The organism is Ligilactobacillus saerimneri (assembly GCF_036689625.1).
GTDB classification, from domain to species: Bacteria; Bacillota; Bacilli; order Lactobacillales; family Lactobacillaceae; genus Ligilactobacillus; species Ligilactobacillus saerimneri.
In genome coordinates this window covers 477,501-499,809 of record NZ_CP144759.1, presented here as the reverse complement: position 1 = coordinate 499,809, position 22,309 = coordinate 477,501, and the positions used below count along the sequence as shown (strand labels likewise).

The window sequence follows — 22,309 nt, the reverse complement described above, 5'->3', positions numbered from 1 at the left end:
ATTAGTACCTCTTAATCAAACTGATGTGACGGTCGACCTGTTTGAGTCCATTTTCCAGTTCACGCAGTTCTGCGATATTAAAGGAATAACCAAACAGCACCACAGCCTGAACATCCAACTGGTAAGTGCCCAGTTGGTTCAAGAGTGCTTCGGTGTTCTTGGCACCCCAGCCCGGATTGATCAAATATAGGCGGTTGTCATTAACCAATGTAGCCCGATAGCCCGCAAGGTCAATGTTTTTTGTTTCCGTATCAAAAGCATAGCCATCCTTAGCTAGCCAGGTCGTTAGAATAGTCTGAGCCCCCGTTGCTCCACCAGCTACGCCCAAAGCATCACTGGCATAGGAGTTAAGCATGTCGTTGAACAAGGCCGTCCCTTGGGGATCAAAATCTTCAATTTCAAGTAGGAGTTGCTTTGTGGGCTTGACTACCCGGTAGTGCTTGAAACTACCATCAAAGTCAGCCGGTAAAGTCAATTCATTGTCAGCTTTGATCTTAGCAGCTGCCCGCCGGATCCGTTCACGGGAAATTTCGTCAATAGACCGGAACCCCGCATCATAAGCAGCTTTCCCCCCTTTAGTTGGCACTTCCTTGCCATCACTATTTGTGGTGAAGGTTGGCTCTGGGAGTTGCACCATGATAAATTTGCGGTGGCCCCCATCCTCGGCATTGAGCTGCATAACGGCATCGGCGGTGGTGGCAGAACCGGCGAAGAAGTCGAGTACGGTTGAATCAGATTGACTTGTATATAATATGAGCTTTTTAATGAATTCCAGCGGTTTCGGACTAGTAAACATGTCCTCACCTTTAAAAATATCATCTCTTATATACTTTGTAGCCGTTTGATTCATGTATGCATTATCTATACCAAATAGTGAATCTACTTGTTTATTTTTACTTCGTAATTCCTTTACATACTTTTTTATAAAGAAGCCTCTTTCATTCTCTTCATGACTCTTTTTAAATACAAATTTACCTTCTTCTATCCATTTTTCCATAGTAAATTTTGAGAAAGCCCAGTATCTTCCTTTTGGTGGCAAATCTTTTTTTCCGGTATATGGATTAACAATTTCAAAGTTCGTACTTTCTGAACCACTTCTTGCACTTGGATCTGACATCTTCCAGTCACCATTTGGATCATCATCAGGATTACTATATTGTTTGAAGTCCTTAAGGTCACCTGTCATTTTAAATGAATCTGCATTTCTAGAATAAATATGGCAGATTGTAAAATTTAAGTTGAACATTTTAGTGGACAGAAAAACCCATAAAGGTCTTTAATGGTGTCGTTACAACATTCCATTAGAAAGAAGGACCTTTATGGGCACCACTATCTTATCATTTTCAGACCGCATTGTCATCGAAACGCTTCGTCATGAAAAGCGATCTCTTCGATATATCGCTGATTACCTGGGCTTTAGTAAGACTACTATCTTTAATGAAATTCACCGGTTAAAGGGTGAATACCATGCGACTAGTGCGCAAGCCGACCACGAAACTAAACTTAGTTATCGTGGTCGTAAATGCTCATTAACGGCTAACCTCAAGCGACTAATCGAAGACAAGATCAAGATTCAGAAATGGTCAATTGAACAAGTAGCCCATGTGGTTAGGATCGCCTACAAGACTATCTATAACTGGGTCGATCAAGGACTTCTAGATATTCGGATGACTGATTTACCTGACCATGGTATTCGTCGTAAGCGTGCTAAAGAAACCCGTGGGACTTTCAGTCATGGTCGTTCGATTGAAGATCGTCCAGCTGAAGCTTCTGATCGTAATATTGCAGGCCATTTTGAAGCTGATACAGTTTTATCTGGCAAGCGCAAAGGTCAAGCAGTAGCCACGTTTGTCGAACGCAAGAGTCGCCTTACTATCGTTAAACGGCTTGGTGGACGAGATAGCACTTCAATGACTAAGGCTATCCTTGAGTTAGCTAATCAATTAGGAACTAATCTCAAGACACTGACGGTTGATCACGGGAAAGAGTTCGCCAACTACCAATCAATTGAGAAAAATACCGGCGTGCCGTTGTACTTTGCCCATGCTTATTCTCCGCATGAACGTGGTAGTAATGAGAATCGTAATCGAGTGTTACGGCGATTTATTCCTAAGGGTCAGCCAATTGAAGAGATTAGTGATGATGAATTGATTCAGATTAACTGGTATCTGAATTCACGGCCACTCAAATGTTTGAACTGGCGAACTCCAATTGAGATCTTTTTGCTTAATCTGCGTCATTAAATTTGTTCAAGTTATTTATTGCAATCTACCATATATAAAGATTCATGTTGCTGATTAAATCCATTGTTTGTATCATTTGCAGAAGAACGTGTTTTTCTAATAACCTGTCCCATAAAATTATATTCTCCAAATACATCCATCATTATGGCTTTAAGATTATAATCTTCATTCTCATCAATCGAAATCATTATGCAACCTATATCAGACAACAATCTCTTCGCCACTACCAACCTTGGATACATAAACGTCAACCAGGCCGAATGGCTCGACTTGCCCTGGATACTCTTCAGACGTTCGATCTGGTCATCACTCATCCCCAGCATGTCATGTAGTTGCTTGTCTGAGTATTCGAAAGCATCCGGATAGACAAAGTCCCCGTTCCCTGTGTTGTATGGTGGATCGATGTAGATCACATCAACCTTTCCAGCGTAATTTGCTTGCAGGTGACGCAAGACTTCCAGGTTATCCCCAGTGAAAAAGAGATTGTGACTGTCTTTTCCTGCTCCCTGGTTTTGTTCTTCGTCTGGCACAATAACCGTTGTCGGCATTTCCCCTGCTTGGCGGCGAGCATAGTCCTTACCGATAAAGTTGAGTTGGTAGCCGTCCTTTAGCTCATTAATATTTTTGTCCGCTAACTGTTGCCGGAACTTTCCCATATCAAAGTTGTCTTCCCGGTCAAAAAATTCTGGTAATTTACTTTTTAGCTCAGTTAAAAAGGCAGTGTTTGGCTTTACTTGCGCATTAAATTTTTCGTTATCAGTAAGCAAAGGAAACACCTCCTTCACTTACACAAAAAGAGCCCACTAATTCCTTAGAAATTAGTGAACTCTTGGAAAAAAGCTTGACAAATAAACCTTGACCTAAATAATCAAGGCTGTGCTGTGCTGTGCTGTGCTGTGCTGTGCTGTGCTGTGCTGTGCTGTGCTGTGCTGTGCTGTGCTGTGCTGTGCTGTGCTGTGCTGTGCTGTGCTGTGCTGTGCTGTGCTGTGCTGTGCTGTGCTGTGCTGTGCTGTGCTGTGCTGTACTGTGCTGTGCTGTGCATAATATCTCTCCTACAAATTCCTATCATTTTTTTGTATTTATTTTTAATTATAGCAATTTTCTCGTCCAACTGGGGGTGTTCTTGGTGCCTGCAAACTAGATTCTTTATTTCATTTTATTTTTCAGGATCTAATTTTTACGCTTTTCCCATTTTGCCTAACATGACCCGACCTATCGTAAAATATGCGCCGTTGTATCTGACCGCGCCCGATCAATCTTATTATTCTTTTACTCGCACCTATTTTGCTATATGTCCTGTCTTTATGAACAAAAGTACCCCTTGCCCCAATAATTTTTCTTTACGCTAGCCAATAATTTTTTATCCCCCGAAGACAGTGGCCTTGGCTTGACGGTCCCCGTTTTCCGGAGTATCCTAAACCCATTAACTTTCATAAAATAAGTGACTTTTGCTTACGGGCAATTTTCCTGGCGCCACTTCTTGCGAATGGCGCCTTTACTTTTTAAAGGAGTGATTGATTTGCCAGTTATTGGAATTACCGGCGGGGTCCTCAACGACGCTGGCCCCTTCCCCGGCTACCACCGTAGCTACGTCAATGAAGACTACGTCACTGCGATTAAGCAAAACGGTGGCGTCCCTTTTATTATCCCCATCAACTATGATTTGAATTCGGCTCCAGCGATCATGCGCCATCTTGACGGACTCGTTATCTCCGGGGGCCAAGATGTCGACCCAAGTTATTACGGGGAAGAACCCAGCCAACAAATCGGCGAAACCTGGGCTACCCGCGACGCTTTTGAAATCAGCCTCTTGCGGGCTGCTTCCCACCTCCACAAGCCCGTTTTGGGGATTTGTCGTGGCCTCCAGCTAATCAATGTCGCCCGGGGTGGTTCCCTCTACCAGGACCTCAGTGCTATCCCGGGTAACCCGTATCAACATGCCCAAAAAGGATACCCGGGGCAAACTTCCCAAACTGCCAATCTAGCTGCTGGTTCCCAGTTGCGGACAATCTTTGGTCAAGAAAGCATTCGGATCAATTCTTTCCACCACCAAGCCGTTAAGGAAGTCGGCCTGGGGTTAACCGTCACTGCCCGGGCCAAAGACGGGGTCATCGAAGGCCTCGAAGATCCCCACAACCAGGTCTTGGCCGTCCAATGGCATCCTGAAATGCTCCATAACTTTGTTCCTGAAATGAACAAATTATTCCGAGCTTTCGTCATCCAAGCCAGTAAGGGGGATTTAGCATGACAAGTAAAAAACTCGGTTTCTGGTCGATTGTCCTGTTAGCTATCAATTCGATCGTCGGCTCGGGGATCTTCCTCACTCCGGGCGTAGTCATTACCATGGTGGGGAAGCTTGGCCCCCTCGCCTACATCGCAGCGGCTTTGTTAGCAGCATGTTTAGCCGTAACTTTCGCCGTCGCTGCTAAGTACGTCACAAAAAGTGGCTCGGCATATGCTTATGCCAAAGCTGCTTTCGGGCCACGGTTTGGATTTTACATGGGGACAGTCCGTTATTTCTCCGCCGCTGTGGCCTGGGGGGTGATGGCAGTCAGTGTTATCAAATCAACCCTCTCGATCTTCGGGGGCGATACCAACAACTTCTGGCTCGTTACTGCCTGCTTCATCATCCTGATGGCGATTATTACTCTAATTAATTTTGGCGGTGAGCCCCTGTTTGCTTTCATCAATAACCTCGCAACCATCGGTAAAGTGGCAGCCTTAGCACTGCTAATCATTGCCGGAACGGTCTTAGTAATCAAGAGTGGCCACAGTAACGCCGCTACGCTCGCACACCTAACTGATGGGCACAACCATGCCTTGATCCCTCCGGTTACCACGTCAACCTTTGTTATGGCTGTCGCAACCGCCTTTTATGCTTTTACTGGGTTCGAAAGCGTGGCTTCGGGTTCTGCTGATATGGAAGCCCCAGAAAAGAACCTTCCGCGGGCAATTCCTTTAGCAATCATCTTGATTGCGCTCGTTTACATCGGAACGATCACCGTTGCGATCATGGTTAACCCCCAGGCTATCGTTACTACCAAGCAGGTAGTAGCTTTAGCGGCGATCTTTACTAATCCATGGTTGCGTAACCTCATCTTGACTGGGGCGTTGATCTCCATGTTTGGGATCAACATTGCAGCGTCCTTCAACACCCCACGGATTCTTGAAGCCATGGCTACTGAAGGTCAGGTTCCCCAGTGGCTGGCTCACCGGAACCACCGCGACTTCCCTGCACGGGCCTACCTGATTACGGTCATCTTGGCTCTGATCATTCCGATGGCATTTAATTATAGTGTTCCTGCCATTATCCTCCTCAGTGCCATGGTGCGGTTCTTTGAATTTGCAGTAATTCCGCTTGCCGTCATTATGTTTTACTATGGCAAGGCCCAAGAACCCCTCCTCCCAGCTCCCCACAATTGGTGGACGGACGTTGTGATTCCAGCCTTAGGGATGGTCGTCACTATTCTCCTGTTAATCAAGTATGATTGGGTGGGTGAGTTTACCCTCAACGGAGCCATCAACTGGTATGCTATCGGCGGGATGATCGTTGGCTTTATCCTTTTGCCTTTGGCCTTCGCCTGGTTTGCTCGGCGCGACCATTTGTCCCAAGCGTGAGATTATTTAGTTCAATGATATTAAATAAAGAATCTAAAAAGAGGTTGCCGTAAATTGGCAACCTCTTTTAGGTCTTTAGACGTTTATCTATTTAACTAATTCGTAGATAGCTTCAGCGTAGATTGCAGTCGCCCCGAACAAGTCCTTAAGCCGGATATATTCATTAGCTTGGTGCATCGTATCTGGCGTATCTGGGAACATAGCCCCAAAGGCAACCCCACGTTCTAAGAGGCGGCCATATGTCCCACCACCGACTACCATACCTTCAGCGTTGGAACCAGTTTGGCGGTTATAAACAGCCAACAGTTTTTGGACGATTGGATCACTTGGGTCCACGTAGTGTGGTACCATCCCTTCGCCTGCTTCTAGTTTTACGCCCATAGCAGCCGTTGCCTTAGCCAAACCAGCTTGCAAGTCAGATTCATCCATTCCCTTTGGATAACGGAAGTTCAGAGTGATTGTCCCACCCTTTTCGGCAGTGAAAGTGAAGACCCCAGCGTTCATCGTTAAGTCGCCCATCACTTCGTCAGTGAATGCCATGCCGAGGTGTTCCATCCGTGAATCGTCATGGATATACTTGGCAGTAAAGTTGAGGTAGTTAGCAGCATCGCCTCCAAAGGCAAACTGGGAGAGGAACAATGCTAAGTAAGTAGCCGCATTTTCCCCGTTTCGTGGTTCTTGACCGTGAGCAGCCTTACCGACTACTGCTAATGTCAAGCTATCGCCATTTTCCGTAACTGTCCCTTCGATGGGGTTAGCAGCGACAAAGTCTGCAAAAGCCTGCTTAACTTGGTCAGCATCTGGTGTCGTGATCTCTGCTTGAGCATCCCGTGGCACCATGTTTTCCCGCAAGCCCCCTTCAAAGGACCGCAGTTGCCATGCACCTTCGTTACTTCCAGCAAAGTGTAAGAAGAAGCTGACATTCCCCTTTTCCCCGTTAATGATTGGGAAAAAGGCATCAGGTGAAAAGCCCAGGTCTGGTTGTGGCATAGAAGCAAAGTAGTGCTTCATCCCACGCCAGGAACTTTCTTCGTCAGTCCCCAAGATGAACCGGATTTTCTTGTTCACAGGTAGGCCCAATTCTTTAACAATCTTCATCCCGTAGTAGGCAGCCATACTTGGCCCCTTGTCATCAGAAGCACCACGAGCATACAAGTTGCCATCCTTGATCACTGGTTCAAATGGGTCAGTATCCCAGCCGTTACCAGCTGGCATTACGTCAACGTGGGCCAAAATCCCCAGGTCTGTATCACCTTCACCGTATTGGATGTGACCAGCCATGCCGTCTAGTTCCATTGTTTCGAAGCCGTCACGTTCAGCGATCTTGAGAAATTCGTCCAGGGCTGCCTTGGGACCAGGGCCAAGGGGAGCATCCGCTGTGGCCTGACTTTCATCTCGAACACTCTTTACTCGGAGCATCCGTTCCAAGTCGGCAATGATATCGTCTTTGCGTTTTTCAACTTCTTGTTGCCAATCAATTGTCATAGGATCACCTCTATTTTGTAGTTAATATTATTTTATCATGGATTCTGTTAATTCTCATCTTTGGTCAATTTTCACGCTTTTTGCGGTTTTTTTGCAAAAAATTACTTATTTTTACATTTTTATTTTGAAAAAACCGTATAAGTAGCTATAATAATACTGAAAACTAATTATTTTATTTGGAGGCGGAATCATGACAAAGATTTTTGCTTATGCTATTCGTGAAGATGAACAACCATTCGTAAAAGAATGGGAAAAGGCTCATCCAGAAGTTGAAGTTGAATTTACTGACAAGCTGTTGACACCTGAAACAGCTAGCTTGGCTAAGGGCGCTGACGGTGCGGTTGTTTACCAACAATTAGACTACACTGCTGAAACTTTACAAGCATTAGCTGACAACGGTATTACTAAGATGTCATTGCGTAATGTTGGTATCGACAACATCGACATGGCAAAGGCAAAGGAATTAGGTTTCCAAATCACTAACGTTCCTGTATACTCACCAAACGCTATCGCTGAACACGCTGCTATCCAAGCTGCACGGATCTTACGTCAAGACAAGCGCATGGACGAAAAGATGGCCAAGCGTGACTTACGTTGGGCTCCAACTATCGGTCGTGAAGTTCGTGACCAAGTTGTTGGTGTTGTTGGTACAGGTCACATCGGCCAAGTATTCATGCAAATCATGGAAGGCTTCGGCGCAAAGGTTATCGCATACGATATCTTCAAGAACCCTAAGTTGGAAGAAAAGGGCTACTATGTAGATAGCTTGGATGACTTATACAAGCAAGCTGACGTTATCTCCTTGCACGTTCCTGATGTACCAGCAAACGTACACATGATCAACGATGACACTATCGCTGAAATGAAGGACGGCGTTGTGATCGTTAACGTTTCTCGTGGTCCGCTTGTTGATACTCAAGCTGTTGTTCGTGGTTTAGATTCTGGCAAGGTCTTCGGTTACGTTATGGATACTTACGAAGGCGAAGTTGGGGTCTTCAACGAAGACTGGCAAGGTAAGGAATTCCCAGATGCACACTTGGCTGACCTGATCGATCGTCCAAACGTTCTGGTAACTCCACACACTGCCTTCTACACTACTCACGCCGTACGGAACATGGTTGTTAAGGCATTTGACAACAACTTGGCATTGGTTGAAGGTAACGAACCTGAAACTCCAGTTGAAGTTAAGTAATTAATTTCCTAAACGGATAATTTAGAGGTTGGCTTAGCCAACCTCTTTTTTGTTTCTTATGCCCCCAGATAATGGGGAAAGTAACCACAAGTCACGGGTTAAACGCCTGACTATAAAGCCTAACCCTGCTCAATTTTTAACAACCAACCTGAATCTTGATTATAATAAACTGCAAACAATTTAGAAGGTGAATCCATGGAAAAAATAACTCAGCAACAAGTCCAAGCAGTGCTCACACCCCGCCTAACTGATAGTTACAAGGGGAGCTTTGGCCGGATCTTAGCCGTCGGTGGTAACGAAAACTTTGGCGGTGCAATCACTATGGCGGCCAAAGCCGCTGTTTATTCTGGTGCTGGCCTGGTGACAGTTGCAACCAGTAAGGACAACCTCCCCGCCCTCCATGCTGTTGTGCCAGAAGCAATGTACATCAATTATTTTGACAAAGTCGCCCTTTCGGCAGCCGTCGCCCAAGCAACGGTCACGATCGTTGGTCCTGGCTTAGGCACTAGTAGTCGTTCGCATGAGATCCTGCAAATCGTCCTAACCAACTTTGATCCCGCCCACTATTTGATCGTTGACGGGTCAGCCCTAACACTATTGGCCCAAGATCCTAAACTCCAAGCCCTCCTCCCTGCACAGCACGTAATCTTTACGCCCCATCCCGGCGAGTGGCAACGATTGACGGGGTTAACTGTCACTGAACAAGATGATGTTTCCAACCGCCAAGCACAGCAAAGGTTCCAGGCAACAGTCGTTTTGAAGAAGTACCACACAACAATCTACCATGCCGACGGGAATACCAGTCAATTAACAGTAGGTGGCCCCGCAATGGCGACCGGCGGGATGGGCGATACTCTGACTGGCATCATCGCTGCTTTTCTCGGTCAATTTAGCCCAGCTCCATTAACAGCCGTGGTCAACGCCGCAGTCTACACCCATAGTGCCTTAGCCGACCAGCTGGCATTAACCCAGCACGTGGTGGTCCCCAGTGTCTTGATTGACCACTTACCGACCTTTATCCACCAATTACAAACCCCATAACACACAAAAACCAGGTTCAAATCCTAATAATGCGGATTCAAACCTAGTTTTAATTAATTATTTTGCTTTAATTGGGCCAGTTCAGCTAGTGTTAACGCCCGGTATTGCCCCGGGGGTAAAGCTGTTTCATCTAACTGTAAACTGCCCAAACGTACCCGCTTGAGTTCAACCACCCGGCCCCCAGTGGCCGCAAACATTCGTTTTACCTGGTGGTACTTTCCTTCCTTGATGACCACTCGGACAAGACTGGCCTGTTGCTTAGGATCAGCCTGGATGATCGTCAGGTGGGCGGGTTGCGTTTTTAACCCATCCCGCAGAATTAACCCCTGAGCAAACTGATCACTAGTTGTCTGGTCAACCGGACCGGCAACTAGTGCCTCGTATTCTTTCTCCACATGGTTAACAGGGCTCATCAGATTATGGTTGAGCTTTCCATCATTGGTTAGCACCAACAACCCTGTGGTGTCTTTGTCCAACCGGCCTACCGGCACGATGTCCGCCCGATAGTCATCCTTGGCTAACAAGTCGACTACCGTCCGGTGTTGGGCATCTTTAGTCGCAGTTATCACGCCTTGGGGTTTATTGAGCAGGTAATAGTAATACTTTTGGTAGTGAATAACCTTTCCGGCCACTTGAACAACGTCGTTATTTTCGTCTATTTGTTGTTTAAAGGCCTTAACTACCTGGTCATTGACCACGACCTGCTTTTGCTTGATCAGCTTATGCGCTTGGGACCGGGTCGTCACCTGAGCTTGAACAAGAAACTTATCAATCCGCATGTTCCACCGCCTCCTTGTGGTCAAACACTAAGCTTGCCCCACCGATGAGAATGAACCAGCCGATGGTCCAAAAGAGGGATAAGCGTGTCGCTGGAGTAAAGAGGAGGAGGACCAAAACCGCCCCAAAAAAGGCTATTGTCAGCCAGTTAGTTACTGGGAAAAGGGGCATGGTCATCACATCAGACCCAGCTTGTCCCTGCCGATACTTAATATGGCAAATAAGCAAGATGATCCAGACAAAGATAAAGCTAACCGTTGCCACCCCCGAAATGATGGTAAAGACCGCTGCTGGCAAGACAAAATTCAAACCCACGATCAACAACAAGCACCCACTCGACAAGAGTAAGGCCCGCAACGGTACATTTCGCTGGTTAGTTTGCCCAAAATAAACTGGAGCTTGGTTGTTTTGGGCTAATGAATGGATAATCCGGCTTGTACTGAAGATCGCGCTGTTGCACGATGATAAAGCGGCCGTCAGCACCACAAAGTTAATGATACTAGCAGCTGCTTTGATCCCCAAGGCACCAAACACCTGAACGAACGGTGATCCGGTCACACTTACTTGGTCCCAGGGAATAATGCACATTAAGACAAACAAGGCGCCAATGTAAAACAGGCTGATCTGCGGTCCGATCGAATTGATGGCTTGCGGGATGTCCTTTTCAGGGGTCTTGGTTTCTCCAGCTGTTAACCCCACCATTTCAATTCCCGTATACGCAAAGATTACCATCGGTAAGCAAAGTAACATCCCCTTCATTCCATGCGGGAAAAAGCCCCCGTGCAAACCGAGGTTTTGCAATGCTACCGCTTGTCCCCCTACCTGGAAGTGTCCCCCGAGCAGGACAATTCCGACGGCGATCAGGGCTAGGATCGCAATCACCTTGATACTAGCAAAACCTGCTTCCAAGCGCGCAAACAAGCCCACGTTTGTCAGGTTAATTGCCACTAAAGCGATCAAAAAGATCAAGACAATTAACCACTGGGGAACATGGGGGAACCAGTAGTGCATATAGATCCCACTAGCAGTAAGGTTGGTCATTGCCAAGCTCTCCCAACAAAGCCAATAGGTCCACCCCACGATGAATTCCCATCGCGGTCCCAAATAGGTCCGCACCACTTCAATAAAGGACCCCTTGCTCGGGTCAGCTAGGATCAATTCCCCCAATGCCCGCAACATCAGGTAGGTAAACCCAGCTGCCAACAAGTAGCCGCCCATGATACTCGGTCCTGCTTGTTGGATTGCTGTCCCTGAACCTAAAAACAACCCTGTTCCGATTGCGCCCCCGATTGTCATCATCCAGACATGGCGCCCGCTGAGCTCCCGGGATAAGTCTTTCTTCATGGTTGTACCTCTCTTTTTAATTTAATTGGTACATTTATTCTATGCAAAAAATTTCCCCTTGGCAACCTGGCGGTATGGTACCCCACGTAGGTCAGCCAAACATTTTCCCCGCTATTCCCCGTTTTAATGTGCCCTTAGCAAATTAAAAAACGTAGCTGATGAAGAAATAGAACTTTCTCCCAGCCACGTTTTTGTGGTAGTTTTTTTTACAATTTTATCAGTTTTGCTTCCGTAATCCTAAGGTTGCTCCTAAAGCACTAACCGTTCCCAGAACAGTCAATCCTAATGCACTCAACCAGGAAGATTCATCTTCACCTGTTTGTGGCAAGGTAGTTGTCCGCTTGAGTGTTGTTTCAGCTTTAGTTGGTGTCGCCATTGGTGTCCCGACCTTAGCTACCGCCACTCCTTCGGCATTGTAAATGATCCCTTGGCGGATTGTCCAGCCAGCAACTGGCTTACCATTAGCATCCACTACCCGGCCATCAAGGACATGATACCCAGCAAAGCTGGCTTTTTGTGCATCTGTAATGCCATCTAATGGTTCAATGTTGTCTTGGTGATGACTAGTATTTGGTTGACTTGGTGTTGTTTCTTTAGCTACTGCTGTTACCGTTAACTTAAAGTCAACTACCTTGGTTGTTCCATCTGGGAAGGTAACTAGAGCCTGTTCTGTATACTGACCAGCCTTTTGCATATCAGCTAATGCCTTAGTAGCGTCATTCCAAGCCACGGTTGTTCCGTATGGCAAAGCCGTCAGGCTTTGTGCTACTTGAGCAAACAAGGCCATAGTATTGCGTGCAACTGGTAAAGCCTGTGGGTTAGCTAAAGTCAATTCTGGTAACTCCTTAGCTCCTTCAGTGACGCTTACTGGGTTAACTACTACTTGGTCACCATACTTTTCAGCGTTAGTCTTAGCTGCTTCGATCGCTACAGCTAATTCTTGATCAGCTTGATCCTTATTAGCTTGAGCTGTGTCCAACTTAGCTTGCGCTTGATCGAAGTTGTCTTGAGCTTCTTTCAAGGCTGCTTGTTTAGTAGCTAAAGCATCTTGAGCATCTTTCAGTGCTGTTTGCTTAGTAGCTAAGTCTTGTTGGGCTTGAGCTAACTTATCTTGAGCAGCTTGAACTAACACAGGTGCATTTTGGTAATCAGCTAATTGTTGTTGCAACTTAGTTAATTGATCCCGATCAGCTTGTTCTTGATCCTGAGCGGTCTTAACTGCTGTTTGCTTAGTAGCTAAATCGTTTTGAGCATCCTTTAATGTTGCTTGCTTAGTAGCTAAGTCTTGTTGGGCTTGAGCTAACTCATCTTGAGCAGTCTTCAAGGCTGCTTGAGCCTGGTTAACCGCTTCTTGCTTAGTAGCTTCATCTGCACTCACAGCTGCTAATTTTTCCTTAGCTGCTTGCTCGTTATTGGTTGATGTGGTCAATGCTTGAGCCGCTTGATCAGCAGTAGTCTTAGCAGCGCTAGCTGCTTGTTGTGCTTGCTGTTGGGATGTTCTAGCCGTTGCCAGGTTTTGGTTAGCTGTTGCTAAACCTTTATCAGCTTGTTGTTTTACAGTCAAAGCTTCACTAGCTACTTGTTGCTTGTTGCCCAAATCAGTTTGGTCAGCCTTTAGTTGTGTTTGCAATTGTGCCTTTTGTTCCGCTAACTTGTTAGCATCAGGAGTGGCAAAGGTTGTTTGAGCAAGTTGGTTATACTTACTGTTTTCTTGGATATTGGAGTAAGGGTTTAATGGATCGTATTGCGCCATCTCTTCTTCTTCAACTTGGATGATGTGAACTTGTTCCATGGCATCAACCATGACACCTAAAGCTCTGATATTTTTATACTGCGTTCCCATAGAACGATTGAATCCCATTAAAGAAGTAGCATGTCCCCAGTTACTTTCTCTATCATCAAACAACATTACCTGAATTGCTCTATACACTTTGGCCTTTAAGTCAGCCATAGTTGTCGTTCTTTCTTTTGGTTCTCTATTAAAGTAATCCCCACTCATTAAATTCTCGTAATAATTCATATTCATTTTTGGGGCATACGATAAACCAAACTCTTTAGCAGATTCATTGATAGCTACCTTGTCATGGTCATCTTTATTAAAAATATTCCATTGATCCGCATCGTAACGCATGGAAATATCTTTGGCAAAGGCTAAAGAACCACCATTAATCTTATGTGAAGTTGATCCAAATTGAGCTGCTAAAGTGTCAAGTAATTGAGCAGCAAATTGAGTTAACTCTAATTCAATATCATCGCTTAACGGTTGGTCAGGTGAAAATACTACCTTGCGGTTTTTATCTGTTTCACTAGCATGATACTCATTCAAATCCATTCCTTTTTTACCAAGTTGTGCTAGTAACTCATCGGCTTTCTGAAAATCACCAGTGACTAACTCTTTCAATGCATCTACATAACCATCCGGCAAGTTAATCACGTTTTGGTTAGCCATAGCTTCTTCGACTGCTTTAATGTCAGCTAAGTCCTTGTTAACCTTCTGTTGTGACTGGTTAACCACTTGGTTCTTGGCATCATAATCTGCTTGAGCATTGTCCGCTGTCTTTTGAGCTTCAGTAGCAGTATTTAAGGCATCGCCAACCTTTTGGTTAGCTTGCTCTAATGCATTCTGAGTATCAGTAACAGCTTGCTTAGCGTTAGCATCATCTTGTTGTGCTTGCTTAGTGTTTGCTTGAGCTTGGTTGTAATCATTCTGAGCTTTTTCAACATCATTGTCTGCTAAAGCTTCGTTAGCCTTGTCCAAGTCTTGTTGTGCCTTGTCAGTTGCACTTTGCTTGTCATTAACATTTGTTTGGGCTTGGTCAGCTGTCTGCTGAGCCTGATCAACATTTTGGTTTGCATCCCGTACTGCTTGAGTTGCTTGATCAACGGCAGTAGTGTCTTGTTGAATCTTATCCTGTTGATCTTTAATTGCTTTTTCTGTGTTAGCAATATTTTCTGGTGTTGCGTCCTTAGCGTTTTCTTGCGCCTTAGCAACATCGTCTTGAGCCTTGTTAACTGTCTCTTGTGCTTGATTAGTATCTTTTTGAGCTTGATCAACTTGCCCTTGTTGTTGGTTAACGGTATCTTGGGCTTGATCTTTGTTAGCTTGCGCTTGATCAGCTTCCTTTTTGGCATCATTTAATGCCTGGGTTGCTTGTTCATCTTTAGCCTTTGCTTCGTCTAGCGCTTTTAACGCTGCTTCATGTTGGGCTTGTGGGGTATCTGTTGTTGTGTTAGTAACGTCAGTTGTATCTGGCGCAACAGCGTCAGCGCTAACATTACTACTTAAAACAGAAGAACCTGCTAGGGTTGCTAAACCTGCACCCGCAATCGTCAATGCTTTTTTCGTATTGTGAGAAACCATAGTATGTATCCCCCTCTAATGCTTAAACTTTTGTTAAAACCAATTTAATCAATAACATTATATATATATATATAAATTCAAGCTAATTGTTCGAAAGATTTACTACTAGTCTTTATCCCCCTTCATTGCCCATTCAAAGATTGTCCTCCTAGCCATCAACAGGCTTATTAATCATTTAATATAAGTTATAGCTTTGCATAAAATGATTTTCATCTCTATCTAGCTAAAACAAAAAACCCTAAGCCAGATTCCTCCAGCTTAGGGGTAGCGGACCTTTTTTCAGTCCGCACAGGATTTATTTACTAGTTATTTAACTACGATGTTGACCAACCGGCCAGGAACTGCGATCACCCGCACAATGTTTTTATCGGCTAACTCTGCTTGGATCCGTTCGTCGGCCAAGGCAACCTTTTCTAGGTCTTCCTTATTAGCATCCTTAGCCACTTCGAGATGTTGCCGGACCTTTCCGTTAATCTGTACAACAATTTCAACCGTTGTTTCGACTAACTTGCTTTCGTCATAAGTTGGCCATGGTTGGTAACTAATTGTTCCCACATGGCCTAACTTCGTCCACAGTTCTTCTGCAATGTGCGGTGCGATTGGTGCAACCAACTTGACAAAGCCCTCCATGTATTCCAGTGGTAAAGCGTCAGCTTTGTGGGCTTCATTGACAAAGATCATCATCTGGGAGATGGCTGTGTTGAAGTGCAATTCTTCATAATCTTCAGTGACCTTCTTCACCGTTTGGTTGTAGATCTTATCCAAAGCGCCATCGTTCAGCGTTGTTACCCGGTCCCGCAATTGATCGTTATCATCGATCATTAAGTTCCAGATCCGATGAACGAAGCGGTTAGCCCCACCAAGACCTTTTTCACTCCATGGAATAGAAGCATCCAATGGTCCCATAAACATTTCGTACATCCGGAGGGTATCTGCCCCGTATTCTTCGACGATGTCATCAGGGTTAACCACGTTGCCTTTAGACTTGGACATCTTTTCGTGGTTCTTCCCCAGGATCATCCCTTGGTTAACCAACTTTTGGAATGGTTCCTTGGTTGGAACTACTCCGAGGTCATAGAGGAACTTGTGCCAGAAACGTGCGTACAACAAGTGCAAGACCGCATGTTCAGCCCCACCGACATACAAATCGATTGGCAACCACTGCTTGAGCTTTTCATAGTCTGCCAAAGCTGCCCGGTTGTGTGGATCAATGTAGCGGAGGTAGTACCAGGAACTGCCGGCCCATTGTGGCATCGTGTTAGTTTCCCGTTTCCCTTTCCGTCCATTTTCATCGACCACATTAACCCAGTCATCCAAGTTAGCCAGAGGGCTTTCGCCTGTACCGGATGGCTTGATGTTATCAGTTACAGGTAACTTCAATGGCAATTCTTCTTCTGGCACCAGGGTGGTTTCCCCGTCTTCCCAGTGAATAACTGGAATTGGTTCCCCCCAGTATCTTTGCCGTGAGAACAACCAATCCCGCAGCCGGTAGTTAACCTTGCTGTGGCCAGCGTCATGTTCTTCCAACCATTCAATCATTGTTGCGATGGCTTCTTTCTTGTCCATGCCATCCAAGAATTCTGAATTGATGTGCGGACCTTCACCCGTATATGGTGCTTCTTCCACATCGCCCCCAGCAATAACCGGAATAATTGGCAGGTCATACTTCTTAGCAAAGTGCCAGTCCCGTTCATCATGGGCTGGTGACCCCATCACAGCCCCCGTCCCATAGGAGGCTAAAACATAGTCACTGATCCAGATTGGCAGTTGTTTGCCGTTAACAGGGTTGATCGCATAAGCACCAGTAAAGACCCCAGTCTTGTCTTTGTTCAGTTCAGTCCGCTCCAAGTCAGACCGGTGGGAAGCTGCTTCGATGTATTCATCAACCGCTGCTTGGTGGGCTGGTGTCGTCAACTGCTTAACCAGGTCATGTTCTGGGGCTAAAACGATGTAAGCTGCCCCAAATAAAGTATCTGGCCGAGTAGTGAACACTTCGATCTTGGCATCGTCCATTCCGGCAACGTCAAAGAAGACGCTTGCCCCCACTGACCGACCGATCCAGTTGATCTGTTGGTCCTTGATTGACTTAGGCCAATCGAGATCCTTTAAGTCATCGATTAACCGGTCTGCATAAGCCGTGATCTTGAGCATCCATTGGCGCATTGGCTTTCTGATAACTGGGAAACCGCCCCGTTCTGTCTTGCCGTTGATCACTTCTTCGTTGGCCACAACTGTGCCCAAGTCTGGGCTCCAGTTAACCGGAACTTCGGCTTCATAAGCCAAGCCCTTCTTGTAGAGTTGTTCAAAAATCCACTGAGTCCACTTGTAGTATTCTTCATCAGTGGTATTAACTTCCCGGTCCCAATCATAAGACAAACCGAGTGATTGGATCTGCCGGCGGAAGTTATTGATATTTTTCTTAGTGAATTCCTTTGGCGTATGTCCTGTCTTGAGGGCATATTGCTCTGCTGGCAGACCAAAGGCATCCCATCCCATTGGGTGCAAAACATTGTAGCCTTGCATCCGCTTCATCCGGGCAATAATATCCGTTGCCGTGTACCCTTCAGGGTGTCCTACGTGCAAGCCTTGTCCAGATGGATAGGGGAACATATCTAAGGCATAGAAGTTCTTCTTTTCCGGATCTTCCGTTGTCTTAAATGTTTTGTGCTCTAACCAGTATTTTTGCCATTTCTTTTCAATACTTTTGTGATTATATGCCATTGTCGCTAATCCTTTCTCTATTCTTTCAATCAAAAAAGTCCTATACAGTCTACGACAACTGTATAGGACGAAAACTCGCGGTACCACCTATCATTCCACCATTCTCATGGTGACCCTCAAACCGTTAACGGTGGTTCCGTTTTTGCCTACTGTTAGTTCAGCAAAAAAGCACTAGGGGTGAGTTCAGATCAAGCTCCTTGCAGGGTTCACACCTAACCCCTGCTCTCTGCCAAGTCGCTGTAATCTTACTATTCCTCTGTCAATGCTCACAGATATTGATTTCTTTCATCTTAGCAAATCACCATTTTGATTGCAAGATCAATTAGAAGCGTAGGTGTTGCCCTGGGTAGATCATGCTCCCGGTGATCTTATTCAGTGACCGCAACCGTTCGATAGTGGTCCCGTGTTCCATCGCAATCTTCCACAAGGAATCCCCACTCTTAACTTGGTAAGTCCCTGTGCTTGAGGTGTTGCTATTAGTCTTAGTCGTAGTCTGACTGCTATTAGAACCACTCAACCGTAGTTGTTGGCCTGGATAAATGAAGTTCCCCTGGATGTTGTTTAAGGACCGCAACGTATCCATTGAAACCCCAGTCTTTTGAGCGATGGCCCAGACGCTGTCCCCAGACTTCACAGTGTAAGTTTTGCCACTGTTAGTTGTTGCATTGGTCTTGCCTGGGTTACTTGTATTTGAGCTTGCGTTGCTCAACTTGAGTTGTTGCCCCGGATAGATGAAGTTGTTCTTGATGTTATTCAAGGACCGCAACATATCCATTGACACCCCGGTCTTTTGGGCGATGGCCCAGACACTGTCGCCGGACTTCACAGTGTAAGTTTTACCACTGTTAGTTGTTGCATTGGTCTTGCCTGGGTTACTTGTATTTGAGCTTGCGTTGCTCAACTTGAGTTGTTGCCCCGGATAGATGAAGTTGTTCTTGATGTTATTCAAGGACCGCAATGTATCCATTGACACCCCAGTCTTTTGGGCGATAGCCCAGACACTGTCGCCAGCTTTGACCGTGTAGGTCTTGTTATTCGTGCTGGTATTAGTGTGGGTGTTTTGATTATTATTAGCTTTCTTGGCAATAATTAACTTCTGCCCTGGATAGATGAAGTTATTTTGAATATTGTTCCAAGCCCGCAAGTCACTCATAGACACCCCGGTCTGGTGGGAAATTCCCCAGACGCTGTCCCCGGCTTTAACCGTGTAAGTCTTATCGCCGTTGGTATTAGTTGTATTGGTATTAGTCTGAGTTGTCGTTCCCGGAGCGACTAGCTGTAAGACTTGACCCGGATAGATAAAGTTGTTTTGGATCTTATTCCAGGACCGTAAGTTGTCCATTGAAACCCCGGTTTGTTGGGAAATTCCCCAGACGCTGTCCCCGGCTTGGACTGTATAAGTCTTAGCCGTATTATTCAACGAGTTGCCAGTATTGGTATTGGTACTTGCACTCGCCCCGTCAAACTGTTTCAAATTGTAACTATTGATTACCCGGATCAATGATGAAGCATAGTTAGGAGCCGTTGCATAGGTCCCGTACTTCCCGTTACGGAGGTTTTCAGCTGCCTGTTCTACCGTAGCAGCGTTCGCCTTAGTTGACCGGAAGAAGTTCGAAGCAATCATATTAGCATAGCCCGTCAAGGCATCATAGTAGCTATCATAGCGCTGGAACTTGGCATATACAGTGTGATAACTCCCCCCATAGTATTCCTGGGTTGGCATTGTGATATATGCCCCTCGGCCAGTCCATTTAACCCCGAATAAATTATAAGCCTTGGTTGCCAAGGCACTGTTGCCCCAGGCACTTTCCAATCCCGCTTGGGCAATCATCAACGAAGCATACAGCCCATACTTGTTAGCTACTTGGACGGCTGCATCTTTAATATTATTGATAAAGACCCCAGCCGGTGTATTGGTACTATATGTAACTGTTGGCCGCGCTACCTTCATCTGCTTGAGAGCCGACTGACTGTATGTTGCCTTTTGAATTTGGGCCAACTTCAAGGATGTAGTTGTCTTCAAGGTGACTGTATTCGTCGTTGTCGTGGTGGTAGTTGGCTTAGCAGGCGTGGTAGCTTGACTTGTAGTTGTTTGAGCTGCCGTTGTTGCTTGGGTATTTTGGGTAGCCTGCGTCTGTGGTTGCTCACTTGCCTGGTTAGCAGTAGTCGTTGGGGCCTGGTCAGTAGTGTTTGCTGCTGACGTAGCCTTGTTTGTCAGGTCCTGACTATTAGCAGTGGCAGTCACTACTGCACTGCTCTTGTATTCTTGGACAGTTGGCTTGCCACTAGTAGCTACTTCCTGGACTTGATCTGCTGTAACTAAGTCTGCTGATCCTGTTTTGGCAGACGAATCCGTAGCTGTTTGCTCCTTAGTTTCAGAAGTCAGCGTAGTTTCATCCTGTTGAGTCAAATCTTTGCTAGTGGCTTCTTGCTCTGCTTGAGCACTGTTAGCAGCCACAACTTGTGGTCGTACTTGATCACGCAAGCTGTCCTGTTGCTTTGTCAGGTCCTGTTGGTCGTGATCATCGCTTTGCGTCATTTCTGGACTTCCGCTCTTAACCATATCGGCTTTGGTTTTGCCACCTGCCAGAATCGATGCCCCCATCAGGAGTGTAGTCCCGACAAATGTCGTTGCCTTTTTAAAGTCATTTAAGTTGCGGTTAAATTTATATCTTTGTTGTTCTTCTAAACGCTCTTTTCTCTTTTTCACGATGAACCTCCCTCTCTATTACTCACCAAAATTATAAAAATTTGATACCTAGTATTATTATAAAGCACAAGTTTAAAGAATACATTAATTTTATTGTTTAAATTTAAAGAGCCCCCGCAAAGTTCTCCAGTTTGTTGATTAGGTTATATTATTCCTTGAAAGATTCAAAAACCAGGGATAAAAATTCCAGCTAGTAAATGAACGTAGTTTTCAATTTATAATTTAATCAACTAAATCCTGGAGCTTGCAGAGGCTCCGACTATTAGCAAATTATATTAATCAATATTCAGTTCAGCTTTTAGTGCTGCGACCTTATCCGTGTGTTCCCACGGCAGGTCGACATCAGTCCGACCAAAGTGTCCATAAGCGGCTGTTTGCTTATAGATTGGACGTTTGAGGTCGAGCATTTGGATAATTCCAGCTGGCCGTAAATCAAAGATCTTCCGAATTGCCTTGATCAAGGCAGCTTGATCAACCGTACTAGTACCAAAGGTGTCGACTGCTACCGAAACTGGTTCAGCGACCCCGATAGCATAGGCGATCTGAACTTCTACTTGGTGTGCGATCCCCGCAGCAACAATGTTTTTAGCGATATACCGGGCAGCATAACTAGCTGACCGGTCAACCTTGGTAGCATCCTTACCAGAGAAGGCCCCACCACCATGATGAGCAGCCCCACCATAAGTATCTACAATGATCTTCCGTCCTGTTAAACCGGCATCCCCTTGCGGACCACCAATGACAAAACGCCCGGTTGGGTTGATAAAGTATTTAGTCCGCTCATCCAGATACTTGGCTGGGATTACATGGCGAATGACATGTTCCATCACGTCTCGTTTGATCTGATCCAATGATATTTCTGGATCGTGTTGCGTACTCAAGACCACCGTATCAACTCGGCGCGGATGGTTATTTTCATCATATTCAATCGTAACTTCAGCTTTGGCATCTGGCCGCAGGTAGGTCAAAATCCCGTCCTTGCGTAACTGAGCCGTCCGCTTCATCAACTTATGGCTTAACATCAAAGCCAAAGGCATATATTCTGGTGTTTCATCAGTTGCAAAACCAAACATAAGGCCTTGGTCTCCCGCACCGATCTTGTCCAGCGGATCTTCCCCATTAGCGCGACTTTCAACCGAATCATCAACCCCTTGGGCAATATCTGGTGACTGTTCATCAATTGCTGTGATTACTGCACAGTTGTCAGCATCAAAGCCATACTTACCATCAGTATACCCAATCTCACGAATAGTTCTCCGTACAATCTCTTGGATATTTACATATGCTTTAGTTGAAACTTCCCCAAATACCAGCACTAAACCAGTAGTGACAGATGTTTCTACCGCCACCCGTGAATCCTTATCCTGCTTCAACAGTTCATCCAAGATCGCATCACTAATTTGATCAGCAATTTTATCTGGGTGTCCTTCTGAAACTGATTCCGATGTAAATAAACGTCTTTCTGACATGGTATAAATTCCCCCATTAATAGTTATTATTTGTGGTTACAAGGCATCTTCACACATGGTGAATCCTATCGGGAATGAGTTGTAACTCATCAAGTTTAACACAATAGTAATAAAAAAACACCCTATAAGATAGGATGCTCCATCAAAACTATAAACGGTCCTAACCGGATTTGAACCGGTGATCTCCTGCGTGACAGGCAGGCGTGATAACCCCTACACCATAGGACCAAAATTGCGGGAGCCGGATTTGAACCAACGACCTTCGGGTTATGAGCCCGACGAGCTACCAGACTGCTCCATCCCGCGATAATAATATTGATGACCCGTACGGGATTTGAACCCATGTTA

Annotated in this window: 13 protein-coding genes, 3 tRNA genes, 1 pseudogene, 1 riboswitch and 1 other annotated feature (1 of these 19 running past the window's edge); of the genes and pseudogenes, 5 read left to right on the top strand and 12 right to left on the bottom strand. The window is 45.5% G+C overall.

Annotation, left to right across the window (positions count from 1 at the left end; all coding sequences use genetic code 11):
• Window position 1 precedes the first annotated feature (1 nt).
• Window positions 2-1,186 (bottom strand): DNA methyltransferase, encoded by a 1,185-nt coding sequence (locus V3C97_RS02385; RefSeq protein ID WP_338434379.1) that lies wholly within the window; start codon window positions 1,184-1,186, stop codon window positions 2-4.
• 133 nt (window positions 1,187-1,319) lie between these two features.
• Here V3C97_RS02385 and V3C97_RS02380 point away from each other — a divergent pair, with 133 nt between their 5' ends.
• Window positions 1,320-2,243, top strand: coding sequence for an IS30 family transposase (locus V3C97_RS02380; protein WP_003709292.1), 924 nt, complete (start codon window positions 1,320-1,322; stop codon window positions 2,241-2,243).
• Window positions 2,244-2,314: 71 nt separating this feature from the next.
• Here the strand turns inward: V3C97_RS02380 and V3C97_RS02375 are convergent.
• A pseudogene (locus tag V3C97_RS02375) lies at window positions 2,315-3,010 on the bottom strand (DNA methyltransferase); the annotation flags it as partial.
• Between the two features lie 746 nt (window positions 3,011-3,756).
• Between V3C97_RS02375 and V3C97_RS02370 the strand changes: the two are divergent.
• Both V3C97_RS02370 and V3C97_RS02365 read left to right on the top strand, forming a co-directional pair.
• Window positions 3,757-4,491 (top strand): gamma-glutamyl-gamma-aminobutyrate hydrolase family protein, encoded by a 735-nt coding sequence (locus tag V3C97_RS02370; RefSeq protein ID WP_338434535.1) that lies wholly within the window; start codon window positions 3,757-3,759, stop codon window positions 4,489-4,491.
• On the top strand, window positions 4,488-5,861 hold the full coding sequence (locus V3C97_RS02365) for an APC family permease (protein ID WP_338434378.1): 1,374 nt from the start codon (window positions 4,488-4,490) through the stop codon (window positions 5,859-5,861). The genes V3C97_RS02370 and V3C97_RS02365 overlap by 4 nt, the downstream gene beginning before the upstream one ends.
• 87 nt (window positions 5,862-5,948) lie before the next feature.
• Here the strand turns inward: V3C97_RS02365 and pepV are convergent, their stop codons facing one another.
• On the bottom strand, window positions 5,949-7,346 hold the full coding sequence (gene pepV / locus V3C97_RS02360; RefSeq protein WP_338434377.1) for a dipeptidase PepV: 1,398 nt from the start codon (window positions 7,344-7,346) through the stop codon (window positions 5,949-5,951).
• 190 nt (window positions 7,347-7,536) lie between these two features.
• Here pepV and V3C97_RS02355 point away from each other — a divergent pair, with 190 nt between their 5' ends.
• Window positions 7,537-8,538, top strand: a complete 1,002-nt coding sequence (locus V3C97_RS02355; protein ID WP_009554953.1) for a D-2-hydroxyacid dehydrogenase — start codon at window positions 7,537-7,539, stop codon at window positions 8,536-8,538.
• 195 nt (window positions 8,539-8,733) lie between these two features.
• Window positions 8,734-9,579: an NAD(P)H-hydrate dehydratase gene (locus V3C97_RS02350; protein ID WP_338434376.1), complete on the top strand. Its 846-nt coding sequence runs from the start codon at window positions 8,734-8,736 to the stop codon at window positions 9,577-9,579.
• 53 nt (window positions 9,580-9,632) lie between these two features.
• Here V3C97_RS02350 and V3C97_RS02345 read toward each other — a convergent pair whose 3' ends face one another.
• The 9 genes from V3C97_RS02345 to V3C97_RS02305 all read right to left on the bottom strand — a co-directional run.
• Window positions 9,633-10,358 carry a pseudouridine synthase gene (locus tag V3C97_RS02345; RefSeq protein WP_338434375.1) on the bottom strand — a complete coding sequence of 242 codons (726 nt, stop codon included), beginning with the start codon at window positions 10,356-10,358 and terminating at the stop codon, window positions 9,633-9,635.
• A complete protein-coding gene (locus V3C97_RS02340) occupies window positions 10,348-11,700 on the bottom strand; it encodes an amino acid permease (RefSeq protein WP_338434374.1) in 1,353 nt (450 codons plus the stop codon). The genes V3C97_RS02345 and V3C97_RS02340 overlap by 11 nt, the downstream gene beginning before the upstream one ends.
• A 217-nt stretch (window positions 11,701-11,917) precedes the next feature.
• Window positions 11,918-15,061 carry an SEC10/PgrA surface exclusion domain-containing protein gene (locus V3C97_RS02335; RefSeq protein ID WP_338434373.1) on the bottom strand — a complete coding sequence of 1,048 codons (3,144 nt, stop codon included), beginning with the start codon at window positions 15,059-15,061 and terminating at the stop codon, window positions 11,918-11,920.
• A 306-nt stretch (window positions 15,062-15,367) separates the two neighbouring features.
• Window positions 15,368-17,782: a leucine--tRNA ligase gene (leuS, locus tag V3C97_RS02330; protein ID WP_338434372.1), complete on the bottom strand. Its 2,415-nt coding sequence runs from the start codon at window positions 17,780-17,782 to the stop codon at window positions 15,368-15,370.
• Between the two features lie 60 nt (window positions 17,783-17,842).
• Window positions 17,843-18,054, bottom strand: a binding site (T-box leader).
• Between the two features lie 50 nt (window positions 18,055-18,104).
• Entirely contained in the window at window positions 18,105-20,492 is a 2,388-nt protein-coding gene (locus V3C97_RS02325) for a LysM peptidoglycan-binding domain-containing protein (protein ID WP_338434371.1), read from the bottom strand.
• Between the two features lie 275 nt (window positions 20,493-20,767).
• Entirely contained in the window at window positions 20,768-21,961 is a 1,194-nt protein-coding gene (gene metK, locus V3C97_RS02320; RefSeq protein ID WP_338434370.1) for a methionine adenosyltransferase, read from the bottom strand.
• Window positions 21,959-22,051: riboswitch (SMK box riboswitch) on the bottom strand. It overlaps the preceding gene by 3 nt.
• A gap of 65 nt (window positions 22,052-22,116) precedes the next feature.
• A tRNA-Asp gene (locus V3C97_RS02315) sits at window positions 22,117-22,189 on the bottom strand.
• A gap of 4 nt (window positions 22,190-22,193) precedes the next feature.
• Window positions 22,194-22,267, bottom strand: a tRNA-Met gene (locus V3C97_RS02310).
• 13 nt (window positions 22,268-22,280) lie between these two features.
• A tRNA-Glu gene (locus V3C97_RS02305) sits at window positions 22,281-22,309 on the bottom strand (it continues 43 nt past the right edge of the window).